Origin of the sequence: Chryseobacterium elymi (assembly GCF_003385495.1) — a bacterium.
In the GTDB taxonomy this organism is placed as follows: Bacteria; Bacteroidota; Bacteroidia; order Flavobacteriales; family Weeksellaceae; genus Chryseobacterium; species Chryseobacterium elymi.
The window spans coordinates 96,061-114,563 of sequence record NZ_QNUH01000001.1 but is presented as its reverse complement, the minus strand read 5'-3'; the positions used below and the strand labels follow the sequence as shown (position 1 = coordinate 114,563).

General features: G+C 35.6%; 22 protein-coding genes. 14 read left to right on the top strand and 8 right to left on the bottom strand.

Features of this window, described 5'->3' with window-relative positions; all coding sequences use genetic code 11:
* The first annotated feature begins 133 nt into the window (after positions 1–133).
* Complete coding sequence (locus tag DRF60_RS00505; protein WP_116010176.1) at positions 134–1,819, top strand: helix-turn-helix domain-containing protein; 1,686 nt, start codon at positions 134–136, stop codon at positions 1,817–1,819.
* A gap of 406 nt (positions 1,820–2,225) precedes the next feature.
* On the opposite strand, the gene DRF60_RS00500 is transcribed toward DRF60_RS00505, so the two are convergent.
* The 3 genes from DRF60_RS00500 to DRF60_RS00490 are packed head-to-tail and all read right to left on the bottom strand — an operon-like array spanning position 2,226 to position 4,503.
* On the bottom strand, positions 2,226–2,777 hold the full coding sequence (locus tag DRF60_RS00500) for a serine acetyltransferase (protein WP_116010518.1): 552 nt from the start codon (positions 2,775–2,777) through the stop codon (positions 2,226–2,228).
* 10 nt (positions 2,778–2,787) lie between these two features.
* On the bottom strand, positions 2,788–3,939 hold the full coding sequence (locus DRF60_RS00495) for a glycosyltransferase (RefSeq protein ID WP_116010175.1): 1,152 nt from the start codon (positions 3,937–3,939) through the stop codon (positions 2,788–2,790).
* A complete protein-coding gene (locus tag DRF60_RS00490; RefSeq protein WP_116010174.1) occupies positions 3,940–4,503 on the bottom strand; it encodes an acyltransferase in 564 nt (187 codons plus the stop codon).
* Positions 4,504–4,548: 45 nt separating this feature from the next.
* Here DRF60_RS00490 and DRF60_RS00485 point away from each other — a divergent pair, with 45 nt between their 5' ends.
* From DRF60_RS00485 to DRF60_RS21475, 4 genes are read left to right on the top strand one after another with little or no spacing between them, the layout of a single operon-like run.
* Entirely contained in the window at positions 4,549–5,523 is a 975-nt protein-coding gene (locus DRF60_RS00485) for a ketoacyl-ACP synthase III (protein ID WP_116010173.1), read from the top strand.
* A 32-nt stretch (positions 5,524–5,555) separates the two neighbouring features.
* On the top strand, positions 5,556–5,789 hold the full coding sequence (locus DRF60_RS00480; protein WP_116010172.1) for a hypothetical protein: 234 nt from the start codon (positions 5,556–5,558) through the stop codon (positions 5,787–5,789).
* Positions 5,789–6,025 (top strand): SDR family NAD(P)-dependent oxidoreductase, encoded by a 237-nt coding sequence (locus DRF60_RS21480; protein WP_238639941.1) that lies wholly within the window; start codon positions 5,789–5,791, stop codon positions 6,023–6,025. The genes DRF60_RS00480 and DRF60_RS21480 overlap by 1 nt, the downstream gene beginning before the upstream one ends.
* Positions 6,018–6,188, top strand: a complete 171-nt coding sequence (locus DRF60_RS21475) for an SDR family oxidoreductase (protein WP_238639940.1) — start codon at positions 6,018–6,020, stop codon at positions 6,186–6,188. The genes DRF60_RS21480 and DRF60_RS21475 overlap by 8 nt, the downstream gene beginning before the upstream one ends.
* Here the strand turns inward: DRF60_RS21475 and DRF60_RS00470 are convergent.
* The 3 genes from DRF60_RS00470 to DRF60_RS00460 form a co-directional block, all read right to left on the bottom strand.
* Positions 6,185–7,348 (bottom strand): glycosyltransferase, encoded by a 1,164-nt coding sequence (locus DRF60_RS00470; protein ID WP_116010171.1) that lies wholly within the window; start codon positions 7,346–7,348, stop codon positions 6,185–6,187. The two genes, DRF60_RS21475 and DRF60_RS00470, sit on opposite strands and share 4 nt — an antisense overlap.
* Entirely contained in the window at positions 7,327–8,151 is an 825-nt protein-coding gene (locus DRF60_RS00465; protein ID WP_116010170.1) for a glycosyltransferase family 2 protein, read from the bottom strand. The genes DRF60_RS00470 and DRF60_RS00465 overlap by 22 nt, the downstream gene beginning before the upstream one ends.
* Positions 8,152–8,310: 159 nt before the next feature.
* Positions 8,311–8,853 (bottom strand): acyltransferase, encoded by a 543-nt coding sequence (locus tag DRF60_RS00460; protein WP_116010169.1) that lies wholly within the window; start codon positions 8,851–8,853, stop codon positions 8,311–8,313.
* A 106-nt stretch (positions 8,854–8,959) separates the two neighbouring features.
* On the opposite strand from DRF60_RS00460, the gene DRF60_RS00455 reads away from it, so the two are divergent.
* The 9 genes from DRF60_RS00455 to DRF60_RS00420 all read left to right on the top strand — a co-directional run bounded on the left by DRF60_RS00455 (position 8,960) and on the right by DRF60_RS00420 (position 16,518).
* Entirely contained in the window at positions 8,960–9,730 is a 771-nt protein-coding gene (locus DRF60_RS00455) for a class I SAM-dependent methyltransferase (RefSeq protein ID WP_116010168.1), read from the top strand.
* Positions 9,731–9,866: 136 nt separating this feature from the next.
* On the top strand, positions 9,867–10,895 hold the full coding sequence (locus tag DRF60_RS00450; RefSeq protein WP_116010167.1) for an acyltransferase family protein: 1,029 nt from the start codon (positions 9,867–9,869) through the stop codon (positions 10,893–10,895).
* Positions 10,896–10,925: 30 nt separating this feature from the next.
* Positions 10,926–11,057: a hypothetical protein gene (locus DRF60_RS21695; protein WP_262510850.1), complete on the top strand. Its 132-nt coding sequence runs from the start codon at positions 10,926–10,928 to the stop codon at positions 11,055–11,057.
* A gap of 14 nt (positions 11,058–11,071) precedes the next feature.
* A complete protein-coding gene (locus DRF60_RS00445) occupies positions 11,072–12,796 on the top strand; it encodes an HAD-IIIC family phosphatase (RefSeq protein WP_116010166.1) in 1,725 nt (574 codons plus the stop codon).
* 20 nt (positions 12,797–12,816) lie between these two features.
* Entirely contained in the window at positions 12,817–13,053 is a 237-nt protein-coding gene (locus DRF60_RS00440; RefSeq protein WP_116010165.1) for an acyl carrier protein, read from the top strand.
* Positions 13,053–13,448, top strand: coding sequence for a MaoC/PaaZ C-terminal domain-containing protein (locus DRF60_RS00435; protein WP_116010164.1), 396 nt, complete (start codon positions 13,053–13,055; stop codon positions 13,446–13,448). Before DRF60_RS00440 ends, DRF60_RS00435 begins: the two co-directional genes overlap by 1 nt.
* On the top strand, positions 13,448–14,161 hold the full coding sequence (locus tag DRF60_RS00430; RefSeq protein ID WP_116010163.1) for an SDR family oxidoreductase: 714 nt from the start codon (positions 13,448–13,450) through the stop codon (positions 14,159–14,161). Before DRF60_RS00435 ends, DRF60_RS00430 begins: the two co-directional genes overlap by 1 nt.
* A gap of 19 nt (positions 14,162–14,180) precedes the next feature.
* Positions 14,181–15,596 (top strand): MBOAT family O-acyltransferase, encoded by a 1,416-nt coding sequence (locus tag DRF60_RS00425; RefSeq protein WP_116010162.1) that lies wholly within the window; start codon positions 14,181–14,183, stop codon positions 15,594–15,596.
* Position 15,597: 1 nt separating this feature from the next.
* On the top strand, positions 15,598–16,518 hold the full coding sequence (locus tag DRF60_RS00420; protein ID WP_238639939.1) for a hypothetical protein: 921 nt from the start codon (positions 15,598–15,600) through the stop codon (positions 16,516–16,518).
* Between the two features lie 12 nt (positions 16,519–16,530).
* On the opposite strand, the gene DRF60_RS00415 is transcribed toward DRF60_RS00420, so the two are convergent.
* Both DRF60_RS00415 and DRF60_RS00410 read right to left on the bottom strand, forming a co-directional pair.
* Positions 16,531–17,472 (bottom strand): glycosyltransferase family 2 protein, encoded by a 942-nt coding sequence (locus DRF60_RS00415; protein WP_116010160.1) that lies wholly within the window; start codon positions 17,470–17,472, stop codon positions 16,531–16,533.
* A gap of 2 nt (positions 17,473–17,474) precedes the next feature.
* On the bottom strand, positions 17,475–18,410 hold the full coding sequence (locus DRF60_RS00410) for a glycosyltransferase family 2 protein (protein ID WP_116010159.1): 936 nt from the start codon (positions 18,408–18,410) through the stop codon (positions 17,475–17,477).
* Positions 18,411–18,503 lie beyond the last annotated feature (93 nt).

Sequence of the window (18,503 nt, the reverse complement as noted above, 5' to 3'; positions counted from 1 at the left end):
CATTGACCTCTGGTAAGTAATTGATTATTAATTTGTTATTTTTTTTAAAAAGAATGTAATTAATTTCAAACTATCTCATCTAATCAGTAGTTTTTTTCTTTATTTTTGGCTTACTTTTTATAAAAACACGCAAATGATCCAAAAAAAAATAGGATTTTTCTTATTTTTCCTAACCACAGTTTTGCAAGCGCAAGATTTCTATTCGAAATTGCGAAATAAATATTGGGAATATGATGAAAACGATACCCGGGCGTTTGTCTTTGTCAATCTGGCAATATCTACTGCCAAAAAAGAAAAAAACTATGCCGAACTCTATCAAATTTATAAGGATGCTATATTATTCTCACCGGACAAAAAACTGAAATATGCCGATAGCTCAATTGCAGCTGCAAAACTGTCAAAAAATGAAGATCTTATCGGTAACTCCTATATGAATAAAGGAGTTATCTACTATTTTAATTACAGAAAATTCCAGCCTGCTTTGGATGAATATCTAAAAGGATATGAATACACCAAAAATGCTAAAGACCAATATTTGAAATATGAAAATCTGTATCATGTAGGGGTTGTAAAAAGCTATTTGGGATATTATCAGGAAGCCATGGCAATTTTCCAGCAATGCTTAAACTATTTTGAAGCCAATACAAAAGCGAATATCCACCCCAATCTCATCTATAATAATCAGAAAGGTTATCTTAATACGCTACACCAGATAATCATCTGTTATCAGTCTTTTGGAAAAGATAAGGAAGTCCAAAAATTAATAAATGAAGGTCTGAATAAAATACCAAAAGACAAATCTTTCTATCTGGAAAAAAGCTATTTTGAAAAAGCTAAAGGTATCTCCGATTTCCATCAGAAAAAATATGATCATGCGATCAGAAGTTTTGATCTTGCTCTTCCGGAATTAATTAAAATAAATGATTTTACCTGGATCTCCGTAATTTATTTTTACAAAGGTCAAAGCTTTCAAAAACAGGGTAAGGAACAACTGGCTTTGGAAAATTACAGGAAAGTGGATTCTATTTTCAACAAGCATCATTTTATCCTTCCGGAATTGCGGAAAAATTTTGAGGAACTTATTAACTATTACAAAAAATATAATGACCCGAAACAGGAATTATACTACACCAGACAACTCTTAAAAGCGGATAAATTAATTTCAAATGATTTCAAATATCTGTCTACACGGATACATAAAGATTATGATGAGAAAGCATTATTGGAGGCAAAAGCAAATTTGGAGCATACAAATTCTTATGGAAAGTATCTCCTTATAGTAAGTGGCGTATTAATTTTGATTCTGGGATCTGTTTTATATTACCGATCGAAAAGCAAAAAAGAAGTACAGCGAAAATACGAGGAGCTTCTCACTAAAATCAACAATATTGATTTTCCTAAAGAGAAAGCCAGCAAAGAAAGAACTTCCAAAATGGATTCAAAACTACTCAAAAAATTAAAACAAAATTTCTCTGAATTTGAGAAGTGTAATGGATTTCTTGAAAAAGGATTAACCGCAGGAAAGCTTGCTTCAGATTTTGAAACCAATACTTCTTATCTTTCACAATATATCAACGAATTTAAGCAAAGTAACTTTAATACCTATATTAATAAACTAAGGATAGGGTACGCTACAGAAAAGATATGTAATGATAGGAATTGGGCGAAATATTCTATTGAGGATATTGCAGAAGCTTGCGGGTTTAGTAACAGACAAAGTTTTTCCAATATCTTCTATGAGCAGAATGGTATTCGTCCTCAGGATTTTTTGAAAATAAGAAGAGAAGAACTGAATATCCGGGCAGTAAAGTTTTCATAAAATTTCAAACTTCAGTTTCATTTTTATTTACGTTTCTGATAGATATTATAATATTGGGAATCGTCATCTTTGTGGTTCCAAAATGATAGAAGAGCTGATCAGTATTTACCCCGAACACTCTGGCTATTTACTGTTTTCTTATGTAAGATTACCTTTTGGTTTAAATCAGATTCTTGAAGTATGGGTTTAGGGAATAATAAAAAATGAGGTAATATAGAAAACTGGGTTACGCTTAGAAGGTGAGTTTTTATGGGTTGTGTTTTTTTGGAAAGATTAAAATTTAAGACAAAGCCTTATTTTTAAAAATTCCTTTAACAAAAGTCGATTAAAAAATATTTTCCTACAATAGGGAAATTAATTTTTAAGGAAAATGTTATATAGATTTATAAATTTATAGCACGGATTTTTATATTTTATTATTGATATAAGCCTCTGTGGCTCTTTCTGTCGGGTAAATTGTTCCGGGATTTCCAACTACCACAGAATTGGCAGGAACATCAAAATTGACATACGAATTGGGTGCAATTAAAACATTGCTTCCAATAGTAATTCCACCCACGATTACAGCATTGGCTCCTATCCATACTTCATCACAAATTGTAGGGAAACCTTGAAGCTTGCCTCTGTTTTGTTGGCCGATCGTAACGCCTTGCGCGATATTGCAGTTTTTACCTATTTTAGCTTTAGGATTGATCACTAAACTTCCCCAGTGGCCTAAGTAAAACCCTTCTCCAATTTCCGTTTCGGGATAAATCTGATAGCCGTATTTTATTTGATAATGTCTGAGGACAAATTTCCAGAACATCCCTAAAACAGGCTTTTTGCTGTACTCCTGAGCCTTCCTTAAAACATAGATGAAATGCAGATTCGGATTAATACATTTTTTCCAGATCCCGAATAAAGAGAGCCATTTTCCGCTTTCCCTGTAAAAATCTTTTTGTATAACAGTGTAATCCATTTTAAGTTTTTTATAATTCATCAATGATTTCCTGAAGTTGTGCTACAGATTTCTGTAGAACAAAGGGCAAATCAGTCGTTGCAATTTCTTTTTCATAGTGAGTGGCGAGCTCCTTGCTGGTCAAAAGTTTTTTCATTCCGTCATAAATCCCATCCTCAGAATTTGGAGTAATGACGCCCAGTTTTCCTTCCTGAAGAAGGTCTTTTATTCCGGAAACATCTGTAGATACAATTGGTTTATTCAAGATCAAAGCTTCCGCGATAATGGTAGGGAAGCCTTCATGTCTTGAAGACATCACATAAAAATCAGCCCTTTTCAGATAAGGGTAAGGATTACTTCTGAAGCCGAGCATTTTTACAGTTTCCTGAAGCCCCAACTGATTAAGTTTGGTCTGAATATTCTCAAAATCAAAGCCATCACCAATAATGATGATTTGATGCGTCAGCCCCTCATCAATCAGTTTTTTATGTACTTCCAGAAGCCTGTCATAGCCTTTCTGGGGATAAACAGTTCCAATAGTAATAAAAGTGGGAATAGTATTTGAAAAAGGATAGTCATTGATGGCTGTATTTGCTTTATTTAGAGTGTCATCCTTATCTATTGGGTTATAAATTTTAATAACCGCCTGTTTTTCTCTTTCATTTTGTGAAGCTTTCTGCATTTCCTCTTTAAGCTTGTTAGAAATAACCAGTATCCTGTCAAACCTGAAAAGCTGTCTGATCACATCTGGTGTATATTCTTTCAGATTAAAAATATCGTTCTGTATCCAGATGATTTTTTTTGAATCCTTTTGAGGACTGGAAAGAAGTTCTCTGTACATTCCGTGGATAGCTGCTATTTCTACGTCGTATTTTTTGTTTTTCAGAATAAACCGGTAAAGAAGAGCCGGAAACCAAAGAAATAGTTTCTGATAGAGTACCCTGCATGCTTTCACAGGAATTTCGTGAGGTCTGTTGGTGGTAATCATCTCACCTTTAAGAAGATATTGCAGGTTGACCCATGACGGAACCTCTTTGATATACATTCCTGTATAAAGATTGATCAGCAGGTCTATTTCATACTTGTCTTCAGGAAGGTTTTTGAGAAAGTTGATGAGAACTTTTTCTGCGCCGCCATGCCGGAGAGAACCTATACGAATAAGGACTTTCTTTTTTTGTGACATTTATTTTTTTACAGGTTTATAATTGTGAGGGAGATTTTTGATGAGGTATTTTTCTAAAGCAGATCGATCTGCTTCTAATTCTAAAGGGTAAACCGTGTTGTTTGCCAATAATTTTTCCCCATATTGCTCAATTGTACAGATGAATTTTGCAGGAGCTCCTGCATAAACTGAATTATCAGGAATAGAACTGCTGACAACACTTAATGAGCCTATAATACAATTGCTTCCAATAGAAACCCCGGGCAAAAGAATAGTTCCTTTTCCAATAAAGGTATTGTTGCCGATTTTTATTCTTCCGAAAGTTCTTCCGTTTTTATATTTTTCAATTCTTTTGGTTACCCGGCCATCTCCGCCGTGATTGATGAACGAAACACTTTCTGCAATTGTTACATTATCACCCATTTCTATAAGGAAACATTCTGAACCAAAGTTTGGAATACCTTGAACATACAAATTGTCACCAACTTTCATACCCTGATGTATTGCTACTTTTATTGCAGCATTTTTCACCATGTCTTCATATAGGGAACGGATTTTCAATATGATTCTGAATAGGAGCATCATTATTGTGAATTTTGTTTTTTATTTTTACAAAGAAAAAGAATTTCTATGATAAAAGTTTCCAAAATAGAATATTATTTGCCCGATAAGATTCTTACCAATGAGGATCTTGAGAAAGAATTTCCTGACTGGAGTTCTGATAGGATTCATGAAAAAGTAGGGATCAGACAGCGTCATATTTCTTCAGACAAAGAAACTGTTCTGGAACTTGCTGTAAAATCTTCAGAAAAACTTTTCGTGAATTATGATAGGAGAAGGGTAGATTTTATCCTCTTTTGTACCCAAAGCCCGGATTATTTTCTTCCCACTACTGCCTGTATTCTTCAGGACAGATTGGGCCTTAGAAGGAATATCGGAGCAATGGATTTTAATCTTGGGTGCTCCGGATTCATTTATGGACTGGCTTTTGCTAAAGGATTAGTAGCAGCCGGTATTGCGAAAAGTATTTTATTAATCACATCAGAAACTTATACAAAGCATATCAATCCAAAAGATAAGGCCAACCGAAGCATATTCGGGGATGCATCAGCCTCTGTAATTGTGGAGAAGGATGAAAATGCCAGGGATTATCAGTTCTGCCTTGGTACAGACGGAAGTGGCGCTGAAAATCTCATTGTAAAGAAGGGAGCTTTCAAAAAAGATTTTGAACTTAATCCTGAACATGATTTTGATCCGGAGAACCTTTACATGAACGGACCTGAAATTTTTAATTTTACTATTGAAAATATTCCGGGATTGGTAAGAGAAACTTTAGAAAAAAATGGGCTGACGATGGAAGATGTTGATCATTTTGTTTTTCATCAGGCCAATTCTTTTATGCTGAATTATTTAAGGAAGAAAACCAAAATACCGGCAGAAAAGTTTTATATAGATATGGAGAACACAGGAAATACAGTTTCCGCAACCATTCCCATTGCCCTGAAAGATATGATGGATAAAGGAATAGTGAAAGATGGCGACAGGGTATTGATGGCCGGTTTTGGTGTGGGATATTCCTGGGGAGCAACCGTGCTGAATATTTAGAGAAGTAGTATAAATTGGTAAAATAATAATATATGAAGACATCCGTTTTTTTAGAGAAATTGCAAGAAGAATTAGAAGAAAAAGAAGCATTAACAATTGAAACAAACCTGAGACAGCTGGAAAGTTATGATTCCATCAGCCTGCTTTCTGTAATTGCTTTTGTTGATGAAAGTTTCGATAAGAAAATTGATGCAAATTATTTTAAAGATATAGAGACTGTTTCTGATCTCATGAATATTATTGGTCAAGAAAACTTCGAAGATTAGTGAATCAGTTTTCTTTAAAAGATAAAATAATTCTTATTACAGGCGCTTCTTCCGGTATCGGGAGAAGCTGTTCTGCAGAATGCAGCAAGAGCGGAGCAGATCTTATTCTCATTGCCAGAAACCAGGAAGAGTTGCAGAAAACAGTATCTATGCTGGGTCCGGATACCAAAGCAAAAACCATTATTGCGGATATTACCAATGCTGCAAATCTTGAAGAACTGATTAAAAATGTTTGAAAACATAGGTGAAGACGCCGTAAAAGATATTCTTAAAAAGCATCCGCTGGGAATAGGGCAGCCTGAAAATGTAGCCAACGCATGTATTTTCCTGCTTTCGGATGCTTCAAAGTGGGTTACAGGCTCGAATCTTGTGGTGGCCGGAGGATATTCCGCCCATTAATTTTTTTTGTAAAGATTTTCAAGAATTCCTTCCACTGCATTAAAAATTTTCTGATTATCAAACTGGTCCTCTATGGTTTCCAGATTTTTTCTGATCCGGGCAATAAGCTCAGGGTCTGTAAGAAAAGTCTTCATGGCAGCATACATCTCATTCGTTTCATAATTGATGAGGTAACCGGTTTCTCGGTCTTTGATCATCACTCCTACATCTCCCGTATCGGTGGCAATAATAGGTTTCTGAAGTATTAAAGCTTCAGCGATGACCAGCGGCCACGCTTCAGATTCGGAAGGCAGAATGAAATAATCCGCATTTTTTACATAAGGATAAGGATTCATCTTATTACCGCTTAAGATGAACGTATCCTGAACATTATTCATCCGGATCTGCTCGGTAAGGTTTTTCATTTCTTCACCGCTGCCTATAACGATAATATTATGGTGGAAACCTTCATCAATTAATTTTTTGTGGGCATCAATAAGCTTGTGGTACCCTTTTCTATCGTGAAGGCGCCCTACAGAAACAAAAACAGGGCCCTGAGGAAGAGGTTCTATTTTTTCCTGTGCTTTTCTCTTGATTTCTTCAATAGGAATAGCATTGATCACTACACTTTCTTCAGGATACTTTAGCTCCGGATAATATTTGTGCATCAGGTCCTTGATTTTTTGCGAACAGTAAATCATATGGTCAAATTGTTGAAAATTGTCCAGAATCTCAGGAACCAGTGGCTGTAGCTTAGGCAAATTGATTTCAGAGTGAAACCAGCCTAATTTCTTAGAGGCTATGTTGCTGGAATTGATAACAGATGAAAATGCTGAATAAGTAGGAGCAACCTCAATATTGAATTTTTCATTCCCTAAGAGATGGTCAGAGATTTTATTGTTTTTCAGGGTGCGGGAAAGCTTCAGTCTCCTGCGAATCAATTGGAGCCTAAGGATCAATGGATTTTTTGATAGATCTTCCTTTCCGTCAGTAAAATATATTTTTTTAACATGTTCCGGGAATTCATTTCTAAGCTCACCCTGATTCATATTCAGACATACTGTTATATCAAATTTTTCAGGATTGAGATTATTGAGAATACTGAGAATCACTTTTTCTACGCCGCCCATCTCCATGGAACGGTGTCTGAAAAGGACTTTTATTTTCTGATTTTCAGACATGATATTTTTCTTAAAATTTTTGAAATTAATGTATTTTGTTTATCAAAGATAAATTTTGGAAGAGATTCAATGGTGTTGATATCCTTATTGTAAAGCATTTGAATTTGTCTTCTTTTAAGGGTATTGTATAATACGATGTGCCAGTTTGTATGCAGTTTTCCTTTTTTCTTTTTGTCTTGAGAAACCCCATTTGTATGAATTCTGTATAAGTAAAGACTTTTATTTATATAAAATAGATTCCCTTTTTCATACAGTTTTAAGTATAAATCCTGGTCTACAGATGAAGTAAGTGTTTCGTCTATCCCTTCTGTAGTATGATAAATTTCTTTTCTAAAAGTGAAAAAATGAGCAATATCAAATTGTATATTGAAAAAAGTTTTTCTTCCGTTCTTTATTTTTTTAGAATAGGGAAACAGCTTATTGATAGCAAGATTTTCATCGCATATATAAAATTGTGAGTACGTTGCAACTATTTTACTGTCCGAATATATCTTTATACTTTCTTCCAGGGCATCGGGAGTTAGAGCATCATCAGGATCTACAAATCCACAGATATCACCGGTAGCGAGTTCTACACATCTTTTTTTAGTGTACCCCACACCCCGGTTTTTTTCATTTTCAAACAGAACAAAACGATGATCACCGGCAATTAATTCTTTCAACTCATTTTTTTCTGATTCTGATGAGTAGTCATCTACAATAATTACTTCCCAGTTGGTGTATGTTTGTTTTATAATACTTTCAAAACACTCTCTGAAAAAAGTTGCGTTGTTATAATGAGCGACCAATATAGAAAATTTCATTTTTTTGTTTTAAAATTAGTTTCTGTTCCCTTGATATTCCCTGACAATTTCTGTAAAGTAATGGAAGTTTTTTATCCCAGTTTTTATTAGGTATGGGTCAGCAGTCTGAATTACAAGATATAAGTACTATGAGCAAATTAGCGATGATTTCAATTGAATTTAAAGAGAGTTGAATATTAAATCCTGCTTATTGATAACCTGCGTATTGGCAGGAACATCTTTATATATGGTACATCCTGCTCCGATAATGCAGTTGTCACCTATCGTAACACCTTTCAGTACTGTAACATTACTTCCCAGCCAGCAGTTGCTGCCTATTTTTATAGGAGCTTTGGTAAATTTAGACGGATGGAGCTTGAATGCCGGAGAGGTCTCATAAGTATGGTTATGGTCATAAAGTTTGACATTTTCACCAAATAATGTATTCTCACCAATTGAAATATGTTCCAGACAGTTGATCGAGCAGAAATTATTCATGAAAAAATGGTCACCTATCTCTAAGTTAGCATCTTTCATCACCAGAATACAAGTATAATTTCTAAATTCTACAGACTTTCCGATGCTTATTTTTTTTATATCCTTATCCAGAATGAAGCGTCCTCCTATACCCAATCTGATATTTTCAAAAAATACTTTAGGGTTCTTTTTCAGGATAGAAAGCTGCTGCCTTCTGTATATTTTTTCGAAAAAATTGTAGAGCATATGGGAGCTTTTATTTTTTTTTATTTCACTTGGGTCTCACAAATATAATCTGTTTTTACATAAATGAGAAAAAAATATTTATTTTTGCGGTATTAAATACAACACAGTGAGTGAAATAACAAGGGTTCTCAAGACATTTATAGGGTATTTGAAAAGACCCGATCTTTATCCGGAATTGGGCCGGAAAATAATTAAAAATACAGTCAACAGAGGTAATGCCTTTAAAGGAAAGGAAAAAACAAATTCGTGGGCTGCCGGAAAAGCCGTTTCCCAGACAGAGGCTGTTTCAAGACTGTTCGGGTTTACCATAGATGCTTTTCGTACAGATTATGCAGAGGTATTAGAAACGGCAGAACAAAAGGAAAAGGCGTGCCCCGTAAAAATGGGTGGCCCCGGAGCTTTGGAGCTGATGTATTATGCATGCGAATTTGCCAATGCAAAGCATGTGGTGGAAACAGGTGTAGCATATGGGTGGTCATCGCTGGCCTCACTTCTGTCTCTTACGAAAAGGGAGGGGACATTGTACAGCTCAGATATGCCTTACCTGGCTCAGGATGGAGACCAATACGTAGGCTACATTGTGCCGCAGAATCTTAAGAAAAATTGGAAATTATTCCGTTTTGCAGATAGAGAATCGCTACCTAAGATTTTTGCTGAGAATTCAGTTTTTGATGTTCTCCATTATGATTCTGATAAAAGTTACAACGGAAGAATGTGGGCGTATGATGAGCTATATAAACATCTGAAAAAAGGAGGTGTCTTTATCAGTGATGATATTGGTGACAACTCTGCCTACCAGGATTTCTGTGAAAAAAATAACATAGAAACTACGGTTGTGGAATATGAAGGGAAGTATATCGGAGTTTTTGTCAAATAGTTTTTAGAGAAGGCGATATTGTTCATGTTGCCCGACCGTATATTTTCATAACGGGAGGGGAAATGTTTTAAAAGGCCTTCTAAATATTTTATCTCTAACTAACTATTATTATAAAGCTGTTGAACAGTTCTTGTGAATGAAGATAAGCCAGATTACCTTTACCAGATTCCTTGCAGCTATAGCTATAGTTATTTCTCATTTTAATAAAGATATGTTTGTTTATAAGACAGATTATATTTCAAATGTCTTTTTAAAAGCTAACGTTGGGGTGAGCTACTTTTTTATTCTTTCGGGTTTTATTATGATTGTAGCGTATCATAAAAAAGAGAAAATTGGGTATTTAGAATATTATAAAAACAGGTTCGCAAGGATATATCCGTTATATGTAGTGGGGCTGCTGCTCTATCTGGTCACCAGATATTCAAATTTCAGTATTATCAATGTTTTTTTGTATTTGTTTGGGCTGCAGAGCTGGATTCCGGGTAAAGCAATGATCCTGAATTTCCCGGGATGGTCTATTTCAGTGGAATTTTTGTTTTATCTGATTTTTCCTGTGCTGTACAATTATTTTTACTCCAAAAAAAATAAAAGCATCTGGGTGACGGGTATTGTACTGTGGATCATTACACAGGTATTCTCCCATCTTTATGAAGCTTCACCATCCTACAAAGGACCACATACAGAAAGCCATGAGTTTCTGTATTATTTCCCGCTGATGCATATAAGCGAATTTTTAGTGGGAAACCTTGCCGGATTATTCTTTATGAATAATTTTAAGCAGAAAAACTATGATATTCCTGTAATTCTGGTCTTTGCCGCTGTGATGCTTTCGCTGATCTTTGTCCCTCTTTTTTATCATAACGGACTTATGGCAGTGCTTTTTATTCCGCTTATTCTTTTAATCTCATGGAATAACGGAAGGGTGACAAAAATTTTGGAATTGAAGCCGCTGGAATACCTGGGTGAAGTAAGTTATGCGGTTTACATTACCCATATCCCCGTTTTGTATATCCTGAGGGAAATTCTGAAATGGCAAAATTATAAACTCGATATTAACAGCGTGTTCTGGATTTATCTGGCGGTACTTATCATGACTTCGATGTTGTTCTATCAGTTTATTGAAAAACCGCTTAGAGATTATCTTAGAAAAGTAAATATCAGATAAAATCTTTATTTTTGCAACAAAACAAACACAATGAAAAAAAATGCGAATGTTCTCAAAGCATATACAGTATGCAGCTATACTAAAGATCCGGGACTTACGGAAGCCTTTAAAAGACATAATCCGGAATTGGCAGCATTGAGAACAGGTACATTCATATTTTAATAAAATAAAAATTCATGTACAAAACGTTTTCGGAACTGAAAAAAGGACTCCGCAGAGACATCCCTCATCTTAAAAAGATTAAGGTGGCATTACTGGGCGATACTGCTACACAGTTTCTTAATATTGCTATGAAAGGAACGGCTATGAATGAAGGTTTCGTACTTGAAATTTTCGAAGCCGATTTCGGACAGATTTCCCGGCAGATTTTAGACCCTACCTCAGAATATTATGAGTTCAATGCAGATTATACGATCATCTTTGAGTCCTCTCATAAATTATTAAGCCAATATTACAAATCCTATGATACGCAGATTGCTTTTGCGGACACCAAGATTTCCTATATCGAGGACCTTTACCACACTATTCAGAACAGAACCAAAAGCAGGGTGATCTACTGTAATTTTCCGGCGATCAATAATCAGATTTTCGGAAACTTTTCCAATAAGGTAGAATCGTCCTTTGTCTTTCAGTTGAATAAACTGAATTATCTGCTTTCGGCGGAACTGGCGATCAAGAATGACAACTTCTTTATTGCAGATCTTCTTTCGATCCAGAATAAATGGGGAAGAAATTTCATGTTCTCTCCAAATATCTATGTAAACACAGAAATGGTGCTTTCACTGGATGCTCTCCCGATTGTTGCCCACCATATCAACGGTATTATTTCCTCTTTGGAAGGAAAGTTTAAGAAATGTCTAATTCTGGATCTGGATAATACCACATGGGGTGGAATCATTGGTGATGATGGCCTGGAAAAGATTCAGATAGGGAGTTTGGGAATAGGAAAAGCGTTCACCGAGTTTCAGCACTGGATTAAGGCACTTCAGAGAAGAGGTGTAATTTTGGCTGTTTGCAGCAAGAATGATGAGGATAAGGCCAAAGAACCTTTTGAAAAGCATCCCGATATGGTCCTTAAGCTGAATGATATTGCGGTTTTTGTAGCTAACTGGGATAATAAAGCGGATAATATCAGAAAGATCCAAAGTATTCTTAATATAGGATTGGATTCCATGGTGTTTCTTGATGACAATCCGTTTGAACGAAATATCGTACGTGAAAACCTTCCTGAAGTCTGCGTTCCCGAACTACCAGAAGATCCGGCAGAATATCTGGAATATCTATACGGGCTGAATCTTTTTGAAACATCCAGCTTCTCAGAGAATGACGCTGAACGAACCAAACAGTATCAGGTTGAAGCACAGAGAGCAGTCGATCTGGACAGTTTTACCAATGTGGAAGATTTCCTGAAAAGTATGAATATGGTTTCTGATGTGAAACCTTTCGACAGCTTTTCAAAACCAAGAGTTTCACAGCTCACGCAGCGTTCCAACCAGTTTAATTTAAGAACGGTGAGATACACGGAGCAGGATATTGACAGCTTGATTAATTCTGAGGAGCATCACACTATTTCTTTCACACTGGAAGATAAATATGGTGACAATGGACTGATCTGTGTTATTGTTTTGGAAAAGAAAGATACGGAAACCCTTTTCATAGATACCTGGCTGATGAGCTGCCGTGTCCTTAAAAGAGGAATGGAGGATTTTACTCTGAACACCATTGTGGAAACTGCCAAAAAGCACGGATTCAAAAATGTTCTGGGAGAATATCTTCCTACCTCCAAAAACCAAATGGTGAAAGATCATTATGAAAGATTGGGCTTTACTGAGCATAATGGGAAATGGATTCTGAACGTAGACAGCTACCAACCGAAACAAGTATATATCAACAATAAATAATAAATCATAACAAAAATATTATGAATAAAGATGAAATTTTAGCAAAGCTGACCACGATTTTCCACGATGAATTAGATAACGATACGATTGTGCTAAGTTTTGAAACAACTGCAGAAGACGTAGAAGAATGGGATTCTCTTTCTCATATTCAGCTAATTGTAGCAGTGGAAAAAGCCTTTGGAGTACGTTTTACATCATCAGAAATCCAAAGTTGGAATAATGTAGGAGAAATGATAGACTGTATACTTACTAAATAATGATACTTTATGAAAACCAGGCTTTTAAGCATGAGTTTAAGGTAGATGATCTTGTTTATAACGGTTTTATCTCTGTTTTTAAAGACCGGAATTCTCTGCATACCAACGAGGAATTTGCAAAGAATAAAGGATTTCGGTCAAAAGTGATGCACGGTAATATTCTGAACGGCTTTCTTTCTTATTTTATCGGGGAACTGCTTCCATCGGAGGATGTAATGATTCTTTCACAGACAATCAATTTTAAAAATCCGGTGTATCTGGATGATGTTTTAAATTTTGAAGCCGTCGTAACAGAGCAGTCAGAAGCTGTAAAGGTGAATACATTTACATTTAAATTTATCAATGCCGACCTTAAAACGGTAGCTTCAGGTAAAATACAAATCAAGGAATTTTAATGAAAAAAATTGTTTTGACCGGGGGTTCATCCGGGATAGGTAAAATAATCAACCTTTTTCTTTTGGAAAAAGGATATGAAGTGTTATTTACATATTGGAGATCAGAAGATTCAGCTAGAGAGATTGAATGTAAATTTCCCAATGCAAAAGCATTTCAGATCGATTTTACATCTGAAGGGCAAATGACTGCTTTTCTGAATGAGATAGAAACCTTTGATCCACATATTCTGATCAATAATTATTACAGCGGTACATTTATCGATACTTATTTCCATAAAACAGAAGCTGAAAAAATCCTTGATGATTTTAAGAATAATGTGATGCCAGCCCTCCAGGTTACACAGAAATGTATCAGTGTTTTCAGAAAGAAAAAACTGGGAAGGATTATTAATATCCTTTCTTCATCAATGCTTTCACCTGCCATTGGAGCTTCTGTATACAATTCCAATAAAGCATATCTGCTTCAGATGAGCAAAAGCTGGGCATTGGAGAATGTGAAATTTGGGATTACATGCAATTCTGTTTCCCCATCTTTTATCTCTACAGATTTTCACAAAGATATGGATGAAAGGATGAAGGAAATGATTGTTTCCGGATATCCTCTGAAAGAGAAGCTGGAAGGAGGAGATGTGGCTGCTATCGTTGAACTCTGCATCAACGGGGGGCAACATTTTAACGGAAACCATCTTTTTGTAGATGCTTCCCACTATTAATGAGATTTAAACAAAGATCATGCAGTTTACTTCTATTGCTTTTTTGCTTTTTTTTACTGCCGTTTTCGGTTTTTACTGGTTTGTATGTAAAAAGAATCTGAAATTACAGAATATTCTTTTACTGATTTCAAGCTATGTTTTTTATGGTTTTTGGGATTGGAGATTTCTGGCTCTTCTGGCAGGAAGTTCTGCTTTGGCTTACTATTTAGGGTTTAAAATTGGTGAAAGCCAAGGCCGGACAAAAAAGATTTATATCAATTTAGGTCTGATTTTGGCGATAGGAACCCTTTTCTATTTTAAGTATTTCGGATTTTTTATTGATTCCTTTGCCAAGTTATTCAGTATTGAAAACAAGCTTACGCTTAGTATTATTTTGCCTTTGGGAATCAGCTTTTATACCTTCAGGATTGTAAGTTATTTTCTTGATATTAAAAATAACAAACTGAAGCCTGAAACAGATATTTTGGCATTTTTCAATTATATTGCTTTCTTCCCGAGTATGACTTCGGGACCTATAGATAAAGGAAGTCTGTTACTCCCCCAACTGAAAAAAGAGAGAGTTTTCACAACAGAAGCAGGTGCTGATGCCGCAAGACAAATCCTTTACGGCGCATTTAAAAAGCTGGTTATAGCGAATAGTATTACGCCAGTTACACAAGGGATTTTCCATAATTACGAGAATCTTTCAGGAAGTACGGTTGCCTTGGGAGCCATTCTGTTTCTTTTTGAGCTGTATGCAGACTTCTCCGGGTATTCCGATATGGCAGTAGGGTTTGCAAGACTCCTTGGCTTTAAGATTACCAAAAACTTTGCCTTTCCGCTGTTTGCTCAGAACATTGCTGAATACTGGAGAAAATGGCATATTTCGCTGACTTCGTGGCTTACAGAATATGTTTTTACCCCTCTGGTTATTCAGTTCAGGGATTATGGGAAAAGAGGGCTTATTGCAGCCATTATTCTCAATTTTGTGCTGATCGGAGCATGGCACGGCCCAAGGTTTACATTTGTCTTGTTTGGGCTGCTTCACGGGCTTTATTATATTCCACTCATTATAAAGGATAAGCTTAACAAAAAGAAAAAGATTTCGGGGAATTTTCCTACACTTAAGGAATTGGGAAATATGGTGTTAACTATGTTGATGGTATGTTTTGCGCTGGTACTTTTTGCCGCTCCGGATCTCAAAAGTGCCTTCGGAATGTATGAAAGGATTTTCAGTCTTTCGCTTTTTTCCATTCCTCAGTTTCTTAAAATTAAAATTTTAGGTTTAATAGGAATAATTATCTTAATTGACTGGATCAATAAAGATCAGGAGCATGGGCTTGATATTAAAAGATTTAATCCTTTGGTGAGAAGAACCTTTTATATTTTTTTGATCTTCATGATCATGTATTACGGAGTATTTGCCAACGGCAGTTTTATCTATGAACAGTTTTAATATGGGAAAATTTTTATTTAAAATATCATTTTATATCATTGGTATCGTTGCCGTCCTGCTGTTTCTCGGGTCTTATGCTGACGGAAATACAGATGATAATTACAGGCATTTTGCTGCTGAAAAACCACAGAATATCATTTTGGGAGACTCCAGAAGCGTGCAGGGAATCGTTCCTGAAGTTTTGAAAAATAATCTTTCTGTTCCGTTTGACAACTTTTCTTTAAATATTGTGCAATCTCCTTATGGACAGATCTATTTCAATGCTTTACAAAAAAAACTGGATCCGGACACTAAGAATGGAATTTTTATCCTTACCGTGAATCCCTGGAACCTGTCCCTGAATAATATTGTGAAGAAAAAAGAAGATTTTCCGGAAGAGAATTCTCCGCTTAAAAATATGTGTTTTTATGATCTGTCCCCTAATTATGAATACCTACTCAAAAATTATAACAGAAGCTGGTTTAAAATATATCTTGAAAGGGAAGCCCTAGGAAGGTCAAATACTTATCTTCATAAAGACGGGTGGATGGAAGTGAATGTAGACATGAATAAAGATTCTGTAGCGGCCAGAACTGCGGAAAAAACGCAATATTATAAAGCAATGCTGGGAAATTCTACTTTGTCACAGGAGAGGCTGAAAGCGATTAATGATATAATAGACTACCTAAAACCAAAAGGGACGGTCTATTTGGTCCGGATTCCTGTTTCTAAAAACATCATCACTCTTGAAAATGAAAAATTTCCGGGATTCAGCAGGCTGATGGGAGATCTCTCAAAGAAAAAGCATGTAAAGTTTTTTGATTTTTCAAATCGTGCTGATGATTTTATGTATACAGATGGAAATCATATGTACAGAGAATCCGGTAAAGTACTTACTTCACAGATTGCAGATTCTATTAAATCAGACCAAAAATTAAAATAATCCAAACTCAGCTTAAAATAAATCATCTCTGAAATTGATATTGTAAAGTCCGGAACGTATGCTCTTATAATCTACAATCAGGTATTTCAGGATCATTCCCCATTTTTTTACAGTCGGGGCATTGGCTATCTGAAAGCTTCGGTACATCCTGTTGATATGCCGCTTTACATTATCCGGCATAGCTTCCTCACCGGCTGCCCAGCTGTTTATTTCTTTCCAGAATAAAACTCTTGTGCTGGATGGTTTTATTTTTTTAGAGTCTACCTGGGTGATGCGGTTATTTTCATGTACCCCCCTCATAGCAATAGATTTATCTAAAATACCAGGATAAAGATCAAGATAGTAGGAAAGGCGAAAAAGAAATTCACTGTCCTGATGAAGCCTCAGATTTGTTCTGAATAGGGTTTTCATTTTTTTCATTAATGGTTCCCTGCGTACAGTCAGTGTATCAATACTGAAAAGGCCAAAGCTTCCAAGCATATGGATCTGCCCGAGAAAAACATCTTTAGGGCTGTGTTTTTTATATACGGTGGTAAGCCTGTCTCCAAATAAAGGGTAATATTGTTCTTTAGCCTTTTCAGAATAATAATGTACACCCAGTGCCCCATAAACACCATCTACTTTTGATTCTGCAAAAAGTTCCCTTTCGGCATCGAAACGGTTGGGAAGATAATAATCATCTGCGTCCAGAAAAGCAACGAAATCTCCTGTAGATTTTTCTATTCCCAAATTCCTGGAAGCTCCGGCACCATGGTTTCCTTTGTCAGGATGCTGGTAAAGCTTAACTCTGTCATATTGTTCGGCTAATTTCTGGCAAACCTGGAGGGCGTTATCTGGAGATTTATCTTCAATTAAGATAACTTCATATACTTCTTCAAACTGAAGGGCTGATTCTACGGCTTGTGAGACATATTCTTCAGCATTATAAACGGGAACAACTACGGATATTTTCATTTTTATCGGTTGAGATACGTAAAACGGTATTGTGTTTTTATTATTTGGGGATTTTTAATCGCTTCTATAAAAGTACAAAGATATTTATTGAATCCTGTTTTTAAGGATAAATCAAATGATTTGTACGTTAAATAAATCTTTCTTTTACAGTCTGGTGGCAATGGGTTGGAATCTGCCCAGTCGTTTAATGATTTCCATAAAAGAGACTGCCTCTGATTGTATTGCGGTGAATATCTTATGATTTTGGTAATTCTGTTATTGTCATGAACCCCTCTTATCGCAATTGCTTTATCTATAACGCCTGATTTTAGATAACAGTGATACGCTAATTTGATAATAAAATCGGAATCCTGATGTACCCGAAGATTTTCGTTGAAGCGAAGATTATTCTTCATTAGTGCTGATTTTCTGAGGGTAAGGGTGTTCAAATGAAAGAACGTTCCGAACATTTTAGAAGTTAAGCCCAGTAAACCTTTCAAAACGTCTTCCCCTTCAGCAGGAAAATTAACAGTAGTCAATGATATATTTTTAAACTTATCCTGAAATTCTTTTCTGCCTTTTTCAGATAAATATTCTATGCCGATAGCTCCAAAAATACCTTCAACTTTCTGCTCTTTAAAGATTTCTTTTTCTGCCTCAAAACGGTTTGGAAGATAATAATCATCCGCATCCAAAAATGAGATAAATTCGCAGGCTGCCTTCTCGAGTCCTAAATTTCTTGTAGCTCCTGCCCCGTGGTTTCCTTTATCCGGATGCTGATATAATGTAATCCTTGAGTCTTTTAAACCCAGCTTCTGACAGATTTCTAATGAATTGTCTGTGGATTTATCCTCAACCAGTACAATTTCTTTTACTTCTTCAAACTGTAAAGCAGAATCTACCGCTTTCTCCAAGAACTCGGATGCATTGTAAACAGGTATAATTACAGAGATATTCATGCCTTGCTGTATATTGCTTTTAATTGTTCATTCAAAATGAAGGGAAGTGATTTTATTTAAAATATTCTTTTACTTGGATAATCACTTTGTACC